Below are 16,201 nucleotides of genomic sequence, written 5' to 3'. Positions count from 1 at the left end.
TCCTGTTTTAACCTAGGGATCAAAACCCTTATTTTCCAAAATCGAATAGTAGCTTCCCCTTAAAAGTTTTTCCGTCTGTTTTGTTTTTCTGGCTCTGAGGCCCCAATAATAAAGCCGACTGAAACTTGGTCCCGATGGCACTTATCCCTCTTAAGAAACCGATACTCCCTTCTGGGAAAGCGGGCTCTACATTGTTGTTGCTTAATGCCGCAGCCTCACGGGCAGGCCTGAACATTTGCAGATAAGTATCCTGATCGGGTATATAAACCGTAAATGGGGCTTCTTTATTTTCTACAGTTACCCAGTTCACTTCGGCATGATAGCCTTTAAACTCAGGATAACCCCAGGTTTCGCCGGTAATCGAATTATTGTAATCCTTATGCCAAACTCCAAACTGCTGCCCTTTTAACCTGTTCTTCCAAACCCGGTACGGGCCACGGCCAAGGTATTTCATTCCGGTAATTTTATCCTCGGGATAATTAAAAGTAATCCCCATAAAATCAGCATCGCCCTGTTGATTAAATTCGTATTCTAGTTTGACCAGCTTTCCTGTTTCAAATGTCCACTTCGCATGTAAATTACCGGCACCCTGATAATCAGATTCAATGATATACTTTACGCCTTCTGCTTTATGACTAAAATTTTTCAATTCGGCATTCACACCAGCCAACAGCGGACCTTTTGACAAAGAAATAATGGTATTCCCTTTAACCACTTTCTCCAGATAACCCGTTGCTTTTTCAAAATAATAGCTCATACCATCCTGTTTAATCAGGAGCGAGTGGTTAGTTTCTTCGGCTTTTACTCCTGAATTGGATAGCGTGGTTTCTTGCTTCTCTACAATCAAACGGGCAGTTTTTATCGGCCAGCTCCAGGTAAATATTTCCTTCTTATCAGGCCCATAAGCGGTTAAATATAAGGCATCACTTTGTGTCCACGATTTTGGCAAGGCCAGATCAAGCGTACCTTTTGCGCCAGGTTTAAGCTTAGAAACCGTTGCACCACTGGCATTTACAATAGCTTTTGTTCCTCCAGTGTTAGCCGAGGGGAAACTAAGCAATTTCCATTTAAAAGTGCATTGATCAAGATTGGTAAAATTGAAACGGTTCTCGACCGCGATTTTACCATTAAAATCTCGATCAATTTTTGGTAGATCGACAAAAACAGGAGACCATATCTCTTTTATAGTGTAAAAACTGGCTTCTTTTTCGCGATGTGGGCCAATAATTCCATCAGGCGCATGGTTTCCATCACCATCATAAATGCCATTTTTATCAGTACGGATTACGCTTTCATCCACCAAAGCCCAAATAAAACCACCGGCACCATGCGGGTGAACCAACATTTGATTCCAGAAATCATCTAAAGCTGCACCAGCACCACCATCATAAAGCGCGTGCATAAATTCAGTCGGAAAGAAAACCTCCTGTCCTGAAGTAGCCGCCTTAATCATATAATTATAATCTGGGTAATGTTTGGTATCGGTTCCGTTAAACTTCTCCCAGGGATGAATTACGGTACGTTTCTGTGGATCGTATAAGGCATAATCATTGTCGAGATCAGTATTAAAACCTCCCTCATTGCCATTGGCCCAAAAAATAATAGACGGATGGTTAACATCTCTGATTACAAGCTCTTTTACGAGCCTGTGCCCTACTGTATTATCGTATTTTGCCTGCCAGCCCGTTAATTCATTAATCACGTATAGCCCCAACGAGTCGCAAACATCCAAAAATTCTGCATCGGGTGGATAATGCGACATGCGAACGGCATTCATATTCATTTCTTTCATTAACCTCACATCCATTAAATGTACTTCGCGACTTAATGTGCGCCCGCTTTCGGGCCAAAAGCTGTGGCGGTTAACACCTTTTAAAATCATTTTCGAACCATTAACATAAAAACCGTCGCCGTTACGCAGTTCAAGTGTTCGAAAACCGAACTTTTGTTTTACCTGATGAATGATCTGCTGTTTATTTTTGATCCGCACCACCACCTGATATAAATTAGGGAATTCACTGCTCCATAATAAAGGGTTTGAGAAAGTAGCTTTCAAGGTTTGTGGGCTATTATTTAAATTCGCTTTTACAGCAAATGCTTTTCCCACATTTTCGCCAGTTAGTTTTTTCACCTGGGCTTCAAGAATATCATCGGCAGCCAAATTCTGTCCATAAACATCAAGTTGAAAGGTTCCATCGGCCTTGGCATTAACTGCAACTCTCTCTATAAATTTGTTTGGTACCGTCTCGAGGTAAACCGGACGGAAAATGCCGCCAAAAATCCAAAAATCGCTCGTTCTTTCGGCTTTATTAATCGACGCATTTGCCGATACTTTATCAACCGTAACTTCCAGTAGGTTCTTCTCTTCGGGTTTTAATAGTGTGGTAATATCATACTTAAACCGATAAAATCCGCCCTGGTGCAGGTCTCCGGCCAGCTTTCCGTTAATACTAACCTTAGTATCGGTCATAGCGCCTTCAAAAACCAGGTATACTTTTTTTCCTGTTATTTTACCCATCGGAAATTCATAACGATAAATGCCCTGTTCGCTGGCTTTAACCTTATCATGTCCATAGTTGTAAGTTCCAAAGCCCTGTAATTCCCAGTTAGATGGTACAGGTATTTTAGTCCATATGCCGCTTTTACGACCAGCAGTACAATAAAAATCCCATTGTTTGGTATGATCTTTATCCGTTCCGGAAAGATAAGTCTTGATCGTTTCTTGCGAAAAGCCCGAGAAAGAAATCAATAGCAACAATAAAGGTATTAATCTTTTGATCATGATATATTTGGTATTAGTATAGAAACAGAAGCTATTTTCATCAAAAACAAAGGGTTTTGGTTCATTAAAGCGAGCATTTCACAAGATAACAGAATTTAATCGCAGATCAGACAAAATAACCAGCATTTTACATCGTTTCATCATCTTCATTTTATGATGATCGACATCCCATTAAAATTTTATAATTTTAACACAGAAAGTAAGCGGAGCCAACCCAATGCCGAAATAATATTACACAGTTCAGAACACACTTAAGCTTGTAAATAAGATGGAAACAACGAATTTAAAAGATGGCGACCATTGCATTGTAGTTAAAGGCACCCATAAAGGTAAGGCCGGTAAGGTAAGCGATATAAACACGAGCAAAACAGGGCACATTACCATTACAGTTGAGCAAGATAATGCCGTTAGGTTTAAAACTCTTGGCCGGAATGTAGTACTGAAGGACAATTGATTTCTTAAAAATCAACATGAATCACGTATATAACTGATTATTTTTTACCCTATGGCTCCTTACCCAAATATTTATCGCTGATTTTGCAGATCACTGCAGATTAACTTTCCAGCTTTTTGTTGCCCTGGATTTGTGAACTGGTTTAGCCATTTTGTAATTGCAAATCGCGTCTATTTTTAGCTTTACGATACAAGCCATTGTTCCTAAACCCGATCGGCGTGTAAAGCCCGCAAACCCGAAGCATGAGGGTGAGGACTTGGAACAAAGAGCGGGACAGCTGGCCTCCAAAAGCATTGGGTGTTCATTTCCAAATCTTTTTGAAACGCAAAACCTAAAGCACTGTCATGCTGAGGGATAAATCACCTCCAGCTATCGTCTCTACCGAAGTGAGATCTTTTAATATCGTTCAAAGATTTCTCTATTCCACTACGTTCCAGTCGAAATGACCCCCAATTTTTAGAAATCTTTCATTAATAGAAATCACCTCCTATTATCGTCAACCGAGAGCTATCAGACGCGAGTAGGCTTTTTATTTAGCCAGATATACCAGCAAAAGAAAGCGAAGAAAACACCTCATTTACAGCGAAAACCGCCAAAAATTAGTAACATGTTGATTACGCTGAACGGGGTTAACGCGCTGCTCCGTACTTTTATGCCACACACAAATAAATTGATGAGGGCGCTAACTAAAACGATTTTTCTACTCCTGTTTTTTACAGGTATTTTCATAAACAGTAACGCACAAAATTATGCCGTAAAGGGTATAGTGTTAGATACTGCAGGCTTACCGCTACCCGGTGCGGTAGTTAGGATTAAATTTGGTGCCGACAGTATAGCCACCTCCGCCAATAATGATGGCACATTTGCACTGGATAAAATTAAATCTAAACAGTTTACCTTATCAGCAGCTTTTATCGGCTTCGATACTTTTATTAAACACTATCAGATCGAAAAGGGTAATATTTTAAATATCACCGATATCAAGCTTAAACCATCAGCGAACACCCTGGAGGGCGTAGTGATTTCGGGTGTTCCTCCTGTTAAAGTAACCGAAGATACCGTGAGTTTTAGCGCCAAGGCTTTTCCGGTTAGAGATGGTGATGCGGTTGATGAAGTGCTGAAAAAATTACCCGGTATTAAGGTAGACAAAGATGGGAATGTAACCAGTCAGGGTTCGCCAGTAACTAAAATACGTGTTAACGGTAAAGATTTCTTCGGAACAGATGTAGCTACAGCCATTAAAAATCTTCCGGCCGATATTATAAAAAATCTTCAGTTTATTGACGATTACGGTGATCAGGCTAAACTTACAGGCATTAAAACGGGCGAGCCAGAAAAGGTACTGAACCTGACTATTGAAGAAGATAAAAAGAAAGGTTATTTTGCCAGGGCCTCTGCAGGTTTGGGCAACGCCGATCGCTATAATGCCAATATACGGGGAAATAGCATGAAGGGTGAACAGCAGATTTCATTCGATGGCACCTCGGCCAATGCCAATATGCGTGGTGGTGGCGGCGATGGCATTACCACCAGAAATGTTGCCGGACTTAACTATAAAAATGAGTTTAACAGCAAACTCTCCGCAGATGCCGGGTATAATTTCAACAACAACAAAAACAACACCATCAGTTCAACCTATACACAAAGTGTTTTGCAAGATGCGGGGCAAAATCCGCTGAGCAGACTTGAAGATGCCCGCAACAACAGTAAGAGCGATAACTATAGCCATTGGTTTGGCGGTAATTTAGAGTACAAAATAGATACGATGAATTACCTAAAAATTTCTCCAAACTTTTCTTATAATACCAATAGTGGCAATAATACGGGTAGCTCGCTTATTACCCAGGATACTTTATTTACCCGAAGAGAAAGCAATAATTTCAGTAATTCGAATAACCTGAACGCCCGCACCAACATATTTTACAACCATAAATTTTCGAAAAAAGGCCGGAACCTAAGCGCATGGGGTAACATCAATTATACCAATGGCGAAAATTATGGTAATGTGTACAACAAATACATCAACATTCATGCTAACGTAGCGGATTCGGTGCTACAAAACCAACTGAACAACCAGAATAGCCGGAATTTAGGACTTAATGTTGGGGCATCATACATGGAGCCACTTTGGAAGAAAACTTTTTTAGAAGTAAACTATAGCTGGAACCGGTCATCAACAAATAATTCGAGAGATGCTTACGATGTGACTAATAATAATCCGGTATTTAATCCTAATCTCAGCAATATTTATGATTATCAGTTCATCACCAATAAAGTGGGACTGAATTATCGGTATATAGGAGAAAAACTGAATTATACAGTGGGCCTTAATGCACAGCCTGCCTTACTTCAGGGACAGAATTTAAGTAATAATATAGAAACCGTTAACCGTACTTTTAACCTCATTCCTTCTGGTCGGTTTTCTTATAAATTTTCTAATCAGCAATCGCTGGATGTAAATTATTGGGGCAGAAATAACCAACCTGGATTTTTACAATTACAACCCATAACCGACAATTCTAACTTACAGAACGTGGTTACCGGAAACCCTAACCTGAAACCCGAATTTATCCACAGCATCAATGCCCATTACAAACAAGCCGATTGGAGTGCAGGAAAAGTAATCATGGCCAATTTCAAGTACGAACGCACTAACGACAGGATTGTAACCACTAAAGAGCGTGTACCTGGTACCGTTAATCAGCTGACCAGTTACGTTAACACAGACGGGTACTACACTTTACATGGCGATTACGACATTAGTAAACCGCTCTCGCCAGAGCGAAAGTTTACCATTGGTTATTCTGGTTCGGGACAGTTGAACAACAATATTACTTTTACCGATGATAGCAGAATAGAAGCGCGTAATATGGCCTGGCGCCAGGAACTCGAGTTTAGGGTAGACTTGAAAGATATTGCCAATTTTGAGGTAGAAACCTCTTATTCACAAAACCTGACCAAGTATTCAAATGATACTTTTACCGACCGCCAATCTAACCGTTTTGAATGTGGGATAGAAGGCCGTAATTATTTCTTTAAAGATCTTACCCTGGGCTACGATTTCACCAAACAGATTAACTCAGGTTTTGATAACGGTGCCGTGCGTAATCCAACGCTGCTTCGTTTATCAATGGAATATAAGTTTATGAAGAACGACATGGCTGCTATCCGTGTAGAAGGATTCGATCTTTTTGATCAGAACTCAGGGATAACGAGAGATGTATTCGATAACGTAATTGTGGATAAGCAAGTTAACCGTTTAGGCAGGTATTTTATGTTATCACTCATTTATAGGGTGCGTAAATTTGGCGGTTAAGATTAGCTTACATTTTTTTACGCCGAAGAGAGATTACAATCTCATCTGCGCTTATCTTCTTAAATCTGTGGGAAACCTAGGCACAAACTGTTCCCGCAGTACACTGATTACATCTCACATCATCAATCTTACATTTCCCATCCTCAAAACCTTATCCCTTTTCTATTCCCGTTTTAGTAGCCACTGGTTTTTTCTTCCTAAAGTTGGGAAAAGTCATCGGACTTTTAGCGGGCCGTTCATCTCCTAGCAATACACCCCATTGTTTGAATGATTCTGTACGATCGAAGACAATTTTGAGTACAGCCACAATAGGCAGTGCGAGGAACATTCCTGAAATCCCGGCTATACTGCCACCGATAAATACCCCTAGGATGGCAAATAAAGCATTGATTTTTACCTTAGAGCCCACAATTCGTGGCATAAGTATGTTGTTATCTAAAAATTGAACAAATGCAATTACGCCTAAAACGGTAATTACAGGCCATAATTCTTGCGATGAAGTAAGCGTAAGCAGTACGCCTATCAAGTTCCCAATTAAAGCACCCACGTAAGGGATCAGGTTTAAGATGGCAAAAATCACCCCGATTAATAAGGCGTGTTTTATACCGATTAACATCAATATTCCGCCTAATAAAATGGTCATATAAGTGATCTGAATTAACAGCCCGATCAGGTAGCTTTTAATGATCGATTCGGTTTCATAAATGGCTTCTTTCACTTTTGGATGATCATCTGTTTTAAACCACATGAAGATAAAGCGTAATAAAATGTCTTTATAAAAAAGCATCAGGTAAATATAAATTGGCAATAAACCGATAAACACAAAAATCCCACTCAAGGTAACAGCAGCACCACCTGCAAGCGAGGTACCCATGTTCATCAGATCATCGCTTTTGGTTTGTATGAAGGCTTTTTGCTCCTTATCGTCGTAGTGGGTAATGCGACTGATCCAATCACTTAACGAATTGATATGCTGTGTTACGTTTGCTTTTATCTGCGGAAAATCCTTAACCAAAATACCAATCTGGTTCGAAAAAAACCAAATGATCAAAGCTACAAATAAGGCTACGAGTAAAATGGATAGGATAATGGCTAACGATTCGGGTATTTTTTTTCTTTTTAGAAAGCGATACACTGGTAGCAACATAATGCTGATGAAAAAAGCCATCAACATCGGCATGATAATGTCTCTTCCGATCACCATAACGGCAACAATGGCCATCAGACCCAATAATTCTATCGATCGTTTAACGGTCAGGGGTAAATTGTTCGTCATAAAAAGCTTATTCTGATTTGAGGTTTAAACACAATCGGGGTTGAAATGTTTTAAGATAAGCTTTAATATTGAGAAGCGAAAGGAGTTTATAGTCCGAAGTCGGCAGTCTGGAGTCGGAAGCCAATTAACCAATTCCCCCTCTATATGTCACCCTGAGCGGAGTCGAAGGGCCGATAGTTGATTTGGAGTTGAGCATTTGGCTTCAGTTAATCTATTTCAGCGGTTAACCGATTAACCAATGCTTAAAAAAATTACTTCCCTTACACGATATACCCATAGATTAGCCTTATTTTTGCAGCTTTAATACCGCACATGAACAATCAAGATACCATTATTGCTTTATCTACTCCCTCAGGTTCTGGCGCCATTGGCGTAATCCGCTTATCTGGTCCGGAGGCTATTTCACTTACCAATACCGTATTTGCAGGAAGAGATTTAGAAAAGCAGGCCTCGCATACTTTACATTTTGGCCTGGTTAAAGATGGCGATCATATTGTTGATGAAGTGGTGGCAGGATTATTTGTTGCCCCAAAATCGTATACCAAAGAAAATGTGGTAGAAATTTCCTGCCATGGCTCTAACTATATTATCCAACAGATTATTAACCTGTTAATCAGCAAAGGTGCCCGTGCTGCCAAACCTGGCGAATTTACCCTGCGTGCCTTTTTAAACGGTGCTTTCGATCTAAGTCAGGCAGAGGCAGTAGCCGATTTAATTGCCTCCAATTCGAAGGCTTCGCATGATGTGGCTATGCAACAGATGCGCGGCGGCTTTGCCAACGAATTAAAGGGTTTACGCGAACAATTGATCCATTTCGCTTCGATGATTGAGCTCGAACTCGATTTTGCAGAAGAGGATGTAGAGTTTGCCAACCGTGAGCAGCTAAAAAATCTGGTTAATAAAATCAATTACGTTCTGCAACGTTTAATCTCCTCTTTCGAAATGGGAAATGTGATTAAAAATGGAGTTCCGATTGTTATTGCGGGTAAACCTAATGTGGGTAAATCTACCCTACTAAACGCCCTGCTGAACGAAGAGCGCGCTATTGTTTCGGATATTGCCGGAACCACACGCGATACCATTGAAGATGAACTCACTATTGGCGGCATTGTTTTCCGTTTTATCGATACGGCCGGAATCCGCGATACAGCCGATATTATTGAAGCTTTAGGCGTAGAACGCACCTTAGAAAAAATGAAACAGGCCAAACTGATCATTTATATGGCCGATGCTGCTCAAAGTATTTCAGAAATTGAAGAGCAAATTCGGGGTTTAGCGCAATTGGCCATCCCCTATTTGATTTTAGTCAATAAAGCCGACCTCATGGCAGATGCACAGCGCAAAGCCTTCGAAGCTTTAGATGTTGTTTTTATTTCTGCTAAAGAGAAACAGGGTATCGATGAATTAAAAACCACCTTACTGGAGCAGGTTAACCTGCACCATATTAATACCAGCGAAACCCTGGTGACGAATATTCGCCATGTAGAAGCTTTAAAACAAACCGAACATGCGCTGCAAAGGGTTTTGGCCAATGTAGACAATCCGGTTACCTCAGATTTTTTAGCAATGGACATTAAACAGGCATTGCATTATCTTGGTGAAATTACAGGTACAGTGACTACCGATGATTTGTTGGAGAATATATTTACGAAGTTTTGTATCGGTAAATAATCCCCTAAAACAACCACTAATTTCGACAACTTACAACAATTAAACACTTGATTGTTAGTGATTTACACTAATATTTCTTCATCAACTCCTTGGAGGTTTACCACTATTTTTCGCATTTTTGTTGCTCATTTGTTCCTCGAGCGACTGAAAGCACAGGCTTTCTGTGCGCAATGCCAGATAGAAATATAAGCTTTAGCATCACACAGATGGCCACAGTTATCCATTAACAGATTGGTCATGTTGTTCATTCCAAATGACTCAAGAACTAATTTGATTTGTATGTGTTAATTCATAAATAAACGGCTATGAAAAAGGTGACACAAAAAACGTCAAAGCAAGAACTTGAAGATATTAAAAAAGGCGATATTATTCAAGACAGCACAGGAAAAGGTGGAGAGGTTGAAGATGTCGACAAACTATCTTACAATAACGGAGAGCATTACTATTATAAGATAAAACATGACGGAACTATCCTCATTGTAAAATAGAACTACACAATAACGAGTAAGAGGCTTTTTGCTGTCAATTTAAGTTGTGAGCATTTCAAAAGAAATTAGCAACTATTATCCGACCCGTCGTGACTTGACTTGTCGTTTTTGAGTTATAATACTAAAATTAGTTGAAAGTAAATACTTGCATTATTAAACCCAAAGGTGAGTTTTTGGCCTTTAAAAGATTTGACCAAGTCACAGCATACTGAAACCCAGCAATTGATAACGAAAGATTCGACACCCTTTTGATCTAAAACTCGGAGAAACTTTCAAATACCATTTTAGACTTTTAGATCCTATATCAAACTTAACCTGTCAGAGACAGACGTGGAATACTTTTGGAACAAAAGATACAGCAAAGTCAGCAGCAAAATGGGAATCTATCAGATCATAGAACATCATCCACGAGACATCCCTGCATCTTACGGAAGCCCCTCTCCCCGACATTTGCAGTAGGCTCGGGAACCCATCCATCCCGTATTTACTGGAGAAAAAAGTAGCTTTGTGAACATGAAAAAAATATATCTGACCTTATTTTTATCAGTAATCCTTCAGGGCCTGGCCTATAGCCAGGTCCTGAAGGATCAGCTTGATACCGATATCCGGGAACTCATTACGCTAAAGATAACCTATGAAAGCTCCAGGGGAAACGATATCAAAAGGGATGCTGCGTTAAAACAGTACAGATCAGCGGTCGAAAAGATAAAAGATCCAGCCAAGGGATACCTCAAAGCGCTAAAAAAAGCCATAAAAGAGGACAGGGATAGCCTATCCGCACATTCTCTTCCCTACAAGCATTTAACGGTTACAGAAGCCAATATCAGCCTGCGCCAGCACCTGATCAAAAAAATCGACCTTTACCGCGTAATCAGGTACAGCCTGTTCAGAAGGAAAGACAGTATTTTGCCGGAGAATTTCAGGAACCTTCCTGTTGTAGACCCAAAAAACTATAATAAATATGATAAAGCCAAAAAGGGTGATTTTAAAATTGCATCCAGGTTTCTCTTGAACAACCTCAGCCTTACCCCTGCGGAAAGAAAATTTATCAAAAACGGTGATAACCAGGCCCACGTACTCCATATGAAAAAATACCTGGACAACGACGGCCTGACAGTGGAGAACACCGGTTTTATCAAATGGGCGATCGGTTACCTGGCCACGTCACCGGAACTTTCGCTGGCATACCTTGAGAATGTTTACCAGGCGGTAAAATATCGTGAATATGTACCCAGGGACAAACCCAAAAACCAGCTGTAGAATAGGCATCCAGGTGGTTAGTCATTATTCTCAATAGTTAAAGGATACTTTACCATCAGCAACCTGCTCTGTTGTTTTCCCAGCAAACATCCTGCACTTTTTTAATTGGAACAGTGCAATGGGGCAACAACACAATTGAAGCTGAATAGTAAATGGTGAATTCTCCACCATAGAAAACCTGTAAAGCCAAACGGCATTTCACCGCAAACTTTAATTTAAAATGAAAGCAATCTACAGGACATCAGATCCCGGGAAGAAGAAATTATTGTTCATTTTTCACAGTGGCTTAAAATTTTGATGTGATGATATTTTTTTGAATAAACCTTGTTTTTACATAACTTATCCTAAATTTAAGAAGTGAACACTTACAAGCACACCATAGAGCACCTTTTGCCTGATAATGACGAACAGCGGGTTGCAGCATTGAGGAGATATCAGGTTTTTAACGATGAACGTGAACCGGTATTCGATAGCATTTGCGAACTGGCCTGTAATATGTTTAATGTCCCGATTGCGCACATTTCGTTCCTTAATGAGGACAGTGAACTGGTTAAATCCAGCGTGGGGCTGGGCGAACAGTTGATTGTAGTTGACCGATCGATGAGCCTTTGCGCCATCACCGTATTAAATGGCGCGTCGACGGTTATTCCCAATGCCCTGCTGGATGAAAGGCTTGCAGGACACCCGTATGTTTACGGAGAATTTGGGCTGAGGGCTTATGCCGGGGCACCTATCTTAACTAATGATGGCTACATCGTTGGAACGATGTGCCTGGTGAGCCGTGAGGTACGCGATTTTTCGGAGCATGAGGTAGGTTTGTTGGAAGGATTAGCGAACATTGTGGCAGAGCAGCTGGAACTTAGATTGGAAAATCTCGAATACAATGCGCAGCAAAAGTCTATCCAAAACAGGCTCATGGCCAGTGAAGCCCGCCTGCGTTGTATTTTAGATACCATGGCCGATGGTGTATGCATTGTTGATGCAAAAGGGACGGCCACCTACATCAACCACATGGCCGAGCAGATTTTCGGGGTTAATTTATTGCAAATGCAAAGCCGGTCGTATAACGACGCGCTTTGGATCAATCTTCGTCTTGACGGATCGGTACTCCCGCCAGAGGAGCACCCCATGTATATTATGCTTAAAACAGGCGCACCGGTTTACGACAGGGAAATTGGCATTTCCAGACCACAAAAGGACACTTTTTACATCTCGGTCAACGCCGTACCTTTATTCAGCGAGGAGCATGAACTTACGGGCGGAATCTGCACCTTCATCGACGTGACTGCCCAGCGGAAGCTCATGAAAGAAAAAGATGATTTCATCAGTATTGCCAGCCACGAACTAAAAACCCCTATTACCAGTCTTGGCGCATCGCTCCAGTTAATGCAGCAAATGAAAGACAATCTTGCCTCGCCAATGCTGCCCAGGCTTATTGAGCAGGCCAATAGCAGTATGGAGCGGCTCAATGGTCTGGTCGGAAACCTGCTCGATGCGAACAGTATTAATATTGGAGCGCTAAGACTGAACAATAAGGTTTTCAATATTTATGAAATGACGGACGAATGCTGCCAGCAGTTGCGGTTGGCTGGCGAATACCGACTGATGATAACAGGTGATCGCAGCCTGCAGATGTATGCTGACCAGGAAAGGATAAGCCAGGTAGTGGTTAACCTGATCAATAATGCCGTTAAATATGCACCGGAATCCAAGCTGATCGAAATTAATATTTCTACACAGGACGAAATGGCAAAAATTTCTGTAGCGGACCAGGGAAAGGGGATCGACGCCGAAAAGATCCCACACCTTTTTGACCGGTATTACCGCGCAGATTACAAAAGCCTTCATTATTCCGGCCTGGGGCTGGGCCTATACATCAGTGCAGACATTATACGAAGACATGGGGGCGAGATTGGTGTAGACTCGGTACAGGGTCAGGGCGCCTGCTTTTGGTTTACTGCTCCTTTATTTAATCAATAAACAGATTCGTTACCCTTTAAGCAGCGTTGTGATCTTTCCGGTAAGCTCGTAGATATCGAAGGGTTTTGCAATAAAATGCTTTGCGCCGGGCCAGTCTGAGCCTTCAGAAAAACTGGTATGCGCGCTCATGATCAAAACCGGAATGTGTGCAGTTGCCGGGTTAGCGGCTAATGCAGCCCTCACCTCGAGTCCATTGCCATCGGGTAACATGATATCGATCAAGTAAAGATCTGGCAACAGGCCTGCCTGATCTGCATTAAATCTGCTTACATCGGTGAAGCCTGTTACCTGGTAACCTGCTACTTCAAGCACCATCTGCACAGTTTCGCGAATACCTTTATCATCTTCCAGGACGTATATTCTTTTTGCCATACGGTTAATCCTTATTTTACCCCAGCCAGGTTGTTTTTTTAAAAAAAATAATTTCTTGCTGATAAAATTATGATTATAATTTAAATGACCAAACTAAATTTTTCGTTACAGGAACAAGACCAGCTTCATTTTAATGAATATCAGTGAATGTTATAGGCGGAATTTCTCAAACGCAGTATAGGTGCGATCCAACAGGCGACCAATGCCATGACAATCAGGTAAACTGCTGCAATTATTATGGGTTTTGCGGTACTGGGCCTGCCTACTGTTTGCGTGTGCCTGAGCGTTTCAAACCTGATTGTGGCTGTCAAATGGGACCTTGTCAGCCATTTTGCTAAAAAATAATTGGTACCTCAGGATAAGCCTGGGGTTACTTTTACAAAAGATGGCAAAAGTTTACTGTAAGTTACACTTAGCCAATTTCTTCGAGCTGCTTCCAAAGTGGGACAATTTAGCGGCTTGAGTTTATTACAGCAGATTATTTTATATTTTTCTTCTATATTCGTTTTATAAACTATGCCATCCCTAAGCCACGTACCGGATCTTGAACTGATCTTACTGATAAACCAGGAAGAAGAGCAGGCCTTTACGGAAATTTACAACCGCTACTGGGAAAAGATGATATCTTATGCGGTGAGGTTAACCAAATCGGAGGAGGAAGCTGCAGATATAGTTCAGGAAATCTTTGTATCGATCTGGAACAGAAGGACTACGCTAAGGGTTAAAAGTACTTTAGGGGCTTATCTTATCCGCAGTACCCGCAATTTATGCTTAAGATATATTGAAAGAAATATCCATACTAGTGATTTTTTAGACAAAATAACCGAACAAGCGGTTGATAATAGTCTGAACATCGAAGAAAGTATCTCGTTAAAAGAATTACAGGAAAACATCGATATTGGGATCGCCAAATTACCAAAAAAAATGCGCGAAGTTTATCTTTTAAGTCGAGATGAACAGTTATCGTACCGCGAAATAGCCGAAAAACTAAATATTGCTGAAGGGACGGTTAAAAAACAGGTAAGCAATGCACTCAAAATAATAGCTAATTCTTTAAAAGGCAAACTTTCGGCTACTATGATGGCCATATTTCTGCACATTTTGAAGTGATCATATTTTTTTTAAAAATAAATCTACCACCAAAATAGCTTTTTCGGAATATACACTTGTAAGGCAAGCTTAATGCGCTTCAAAAACTTATGAAGACCGAACAGGCAAAACAACTAATACAACATTATTTGGATGGAACAGCTTCAGCGAAAGAAGTATACCTTGTTGATTCTTTTGTGGAGCAGCGATTATTGGAAAACGCCTGGACTCTCGATGAAGCTCAAAAAGCGGCTTTTGGCGAAAAGTTGAAAGCACGCATTGATGCACAAAGGCTAAAAGGAAAAGATAAAGAACAAAATCTGACAGTAAAACCTAAAACCATCACCCGACAGCTGCGCATCATTACCGCTTCGGCAGCGGTGTTGGCTTTATGCTTAATTGGTGGCCTGTTTGCAATAAAAAGTAGGACTGAAGACCGGTCTGATCGCTATGCCAATGATGTAGCTCCTGGTGGTAACCGTGCCATTTTAACACTTGCCGATGACCGCAAGATAGATTTATCGGACAGTAGAACAGGACAACTGACCATCATAGACGGGCTCAACGTTAAAAAGGCTGCAGATGGCTTGCTGGTTTTTTCCATTATTGATAATGGAGGAGCAAAAGAAGAAGGAAGAAACAATACTATAACAACCCCGTCAGGCGGACAGTATCAGATAAACCTGCCCGACGGCACCCGGGTTTGGTTAAATGCAGAAACTAAATTCGCTTTTCCGAGCCATTTTAAGGGGAAAAACAGGTGGGTAGAATTGGATGGAGAAGCCTATTTTGAAGTGAGCAAAGATAAAAACCACCCTTTTATTGTTAAAAGCAAAAAACAGGAGGTAGAAGTTTTAGGCACGCATTTCAACATTAATAGCTACCCAAACAGTTTAGATACCAAAACGACACTTTTAGAAGGCTCTATAAAAGTAAAAGGAACAGTGGGCGAAAAAATACTTTCCCCAGGCGAGCAATCGGTCTTGTACGGCAACAACATTGACGTAAATGCGGTTGATCCGAGATTTGCCGTCGATTGGAAAAACGGCGAGTTCAGGTTTAAAAACGAGCCTTTATCTGGTGTTATGCAGAAACTATCGCGGTGGTATGGAGTTCAGTTCGTAATGAATCTTCGTTCTGAGCAAATGCCTTCTTTTTCGGGTTCGGTATCGCGTTTCGATAACATTTCTGAAGTACTTAAAATGCTCGAAGAAACAGGAAATATTAAATTTTACATCAACGGTAAGCTAATAACCGTAAAGTAATACTGCCAACAGCCTTAACCATGCTGTTTAAAATAAATCAATATCAACTAAAACCAAAAAACAATGAAGAAACCACTACAGAAACAGCGTTAGATAGCACACCAGGTTTAGAAGAAAAAACCATGGAAGTGTTGGAAGCACAACCATGGCCATGATCTGAGTTAACCCTTTAAAAACGAATTTCAAGGTCCATTTACGCATTAACCCAAACAAACGAAAGTATGAATATTTATCCTTTTTATCAAGGA

Annotated in this window: 12 protein-coding genes; 9 read left to right on the top strand and 3 right to left on the bottom strand. The window is 40.8% G+C overall.

What is annotated here, in order from left to right; translation table 11 throughout:
- Positions 1 to 28: 28 nt before the first annotated feature.
- Complete coding sequence (locus AC07VK_RS03640) at positions 29 to 2,782, bottom strand: glycoside hydrolase family 2 protein (protein WP_492958393.1); 2,754 nt, start codon at positions 2,780 to 2,782, stop codon at positions 29 to 31.
- A gap of 268 nt (positions 2,783 to 3,050) precedes the next feature.
- Here AC07VK_RS03640 and AC07VK_RS03635 point away from each other — a divergent pair, with 268 nt between their 5' ends.
- Entirely contained in the window at positions 3,051 to 3,236 is a 186-nt protein-coding gene (locus AC07VK_RS03635) for a KOW motif-containing protein (protein WP_492958391.1), read from the top strand.
- Positions 3,237 to 3,843: 607 nt separating this feature from the next.
- Positions 3,844 to 6,552 (top strand): outer membrane beta-barrel protein, encoded by a 2,709-nt coding sequence (locus AC07VK_RS03630; protein ID WP_492958389.1) that lies wholly within the window; start codon positions 3,844 to 3,846, stop codon positions 6,550 to 6,552.
- A gap of 151 nt (positions 6,553 to 6,703) precedes the next feature.
- Here AC07VK_RS03630 and AC07VK_RS03625 read toward each other — a convergent pair whose 3' ends face one another.
- On the bottom strand, positions 6,704 to 7,828 hold the full coding sequence (locus AC07VK_RS03625; protein WP_492958387.1) for an AI-2E family transporter: 1,125 nt from the start codon (positions 7,826 to 7,828) through the stop codon (positions 6,704 to 6,706).
- Between the two features lie 312 nt (positions 7,829 to 8,140).
- Here AC07VK_RS03625 and mnmE point away from each other — a divergent pair, with 312 nt between their 5' ends.
- From mnmE to AC07VK_RS03605, 4 genes are all read left to right on the top strand, one after another.
- Entirely contained in the window at positions 8,141 to 9,499 is a 1,359-nt protein-coding gene (gene mnmE, locus AC07VK_RS03620; RefSeq protein ID WP_492953308.1) for a tRNA uridine-5-carboxymethylaminomethyl(34) synthesis GTPase MnmE, read from the top strand.
- A 305-nt stretch (positions 9,500 to 9,804) separates the two neighbouring features.
- Positions 9,805 to 9,987 (top strand): hypothetical protein, encoded by a 183-nt coding sequence (locus AC07VK_RS03615; protein ID WP_492953307.1) that lies wholly within the window; start codon positions 9,805 to 9,807, stop codon positions 9,985 to 9,987.
- A 513-nt stretch (positions 9,988 to 10,500) separates the two neighbouring features.
- Positions 10,501 to 11,247, top strand: a complete 747-nt coding sequence (locus AC07VK_RS03610) for a hypothetical protein (protein ID WP_492958385.1) — start codon at positions 10,501 to 10,503, stop codon at positions 11,245 to 11,247.
- A 423-nt stretch (positions 11,248 to 11,670) separates the two neighbouring features.
- A complete protein-coding gene (locus AC07VK_RS03605) occupies positions 11,671 to 13,227 on the top strand; it encodes a sensor histidine kinase (RefSeq protein ID WP_492958383.1) in 1,557 nt (518 codons plus the stop codon).
- A gap of 9 nt (positions 13,228 to 13,236) precedes the next feature.
- On the opposite strand, the gene AC07VK_RS03600 is transcribed toward AC07VK_RS03605, so the two are convergent.
- Positions 13,237 to 13,599, bottom strand: a complete 363-nt coding sequence (locus AC07VK_RS03600) for a response regulator transcription factor (protein ID WP_492958381.1) — start codon at positions 13,597 to 13,599, stop codon at positions 13,237 to 13,239.
- Positions 13,600 to 14,115: 516 nt separating this feature from the next.
- On the opposite strand from AC07VK_RS03600, the gene AC07VK_RS03595 reads away from it, so the two are divergent.
- The 3 genes from AC07VK_RS03595 to AC07VK_RS03585 all read left to right on the top strand — a co-directional run bounded on the left by AC07VK_RS03595 (position 14,116) and on the right by AC07VK_RS03585 (position 16,108).
- Positions 14,116 to 14,709 (top strand): RNA polymerase sigma factor, encoded by a 594-nt coding sequence (locus AC07VK_RS03595; protein ID WP_492953304.1) that lies wholly within the window; start codon positions 14,116 to 14,118, stop codon positions 14,707 to 14,709.
- A gap of 89 nt (positions 14,710 to 14,798) precedes the next feature.
- Complete coding sequence (locus AC07VK_RS03590) at positions 14,799 to 15,953, top strand: FecR family protein (protein WP_492958379.1); 1,155 nt, start codon at positions 14,799 to 14,801, stop codon at positions 15,951 to 15,953.
- Between the two features lie 20 nt (positions 15,954 to 15,973).
- The gene (locus tag AC07VK_RS03585) at positions 15,974 to 16,108 is read left to right on the top strand and encodes a hypothetical protein (protein ID WP_492953302.1); all 135 of its coding nucleotides are present in this window, start codon (positions 15,974 to 15,976) and stop codon (positions 16,106 to 16,108) included.
- Positions 16,109 to 16,201: the final 93 nt, after the last annotated feature.

Source organism: Pedobacter sp. GW821-FHT01D05 (assembly GCF_059422505.1).
This window is presented reverse-complemented; position numbering and strand designations above follow the sequence as displayed.

Coding starts and splice junctions, on each gene's coding strand:
- AC07VK_RS03640 (WP_492958393.1), bottom strand. CDS start 2,782: ATGATCAAAAGATTAATACCTTTATTGTTGCTATTGATTTCTTTCTCG.
- AC07VK_RS03635 (WP_492958391.1), top strand. CDS start 3,051: ATGGAAACAACGAATTTAAAAGATGGCGACCATTGCATTGTAGTTAAA.
- AC07VK_RS03630 (WP_492958389.1), top strand. CDS start 3,844: ATGTTGATTACGCTGAACGGGGTTAACGCGCTGCTCCGTACTTTTATG.
- AC07VK_RS03625 (WP_492958387.1), bottom strand. CDS start 7,828: ATGACGAACAATTTACCCCTGACCGTTAAACGATCGATAGAATTATTG.
- mnmE (WP_492953308.1), top strand. CDS start 8,141: ATGAACAATCAAGATACCATTATTGCTTTATCTACTCCCTCAGGTTCT.
- AC07VK_RS03615 (WP_492953307.1), top strand. CDS start 9,805: ATGAAAAAGGTGACACAAAAAACGTCAAAGCAAGAACTTGAAGATATT.
- AC07VK_RS03610 (WP_492958385.1), top strand. CDS start 10,501: ATGAAAAAAATATATCTGACCTTATTTTTATCAGTAATCCTTCAGGGC.
- AC07VK_RS03600 (WP_492958381.1), bottom strand. CDS start 13,599: ATGGCAAAAAGAATATACGTCCTGGAAGATGATAAAGGTATTCGCGAA.
- AC07VK_RS03595 (WP_492953304.1), top strand. CDS start 14,116: ATGCCATCCCTAAGCCACGTACCGGATCTTGAACTGATCTTACTGATA.
- AC07VK_RS03590 (WP_492958379.1), top strand. CDS start 14,799: ATGAAGACCGAACAGGCAAAACAACTAATACAACATTATTTGGATGGA.
- AC07VK_RS03585 (WP_492953302.1), top strand. CDS start 15,974: ATGCTGTTTAAAATAAATCAATATCAACTAAAACCAAAAAACAATGAA.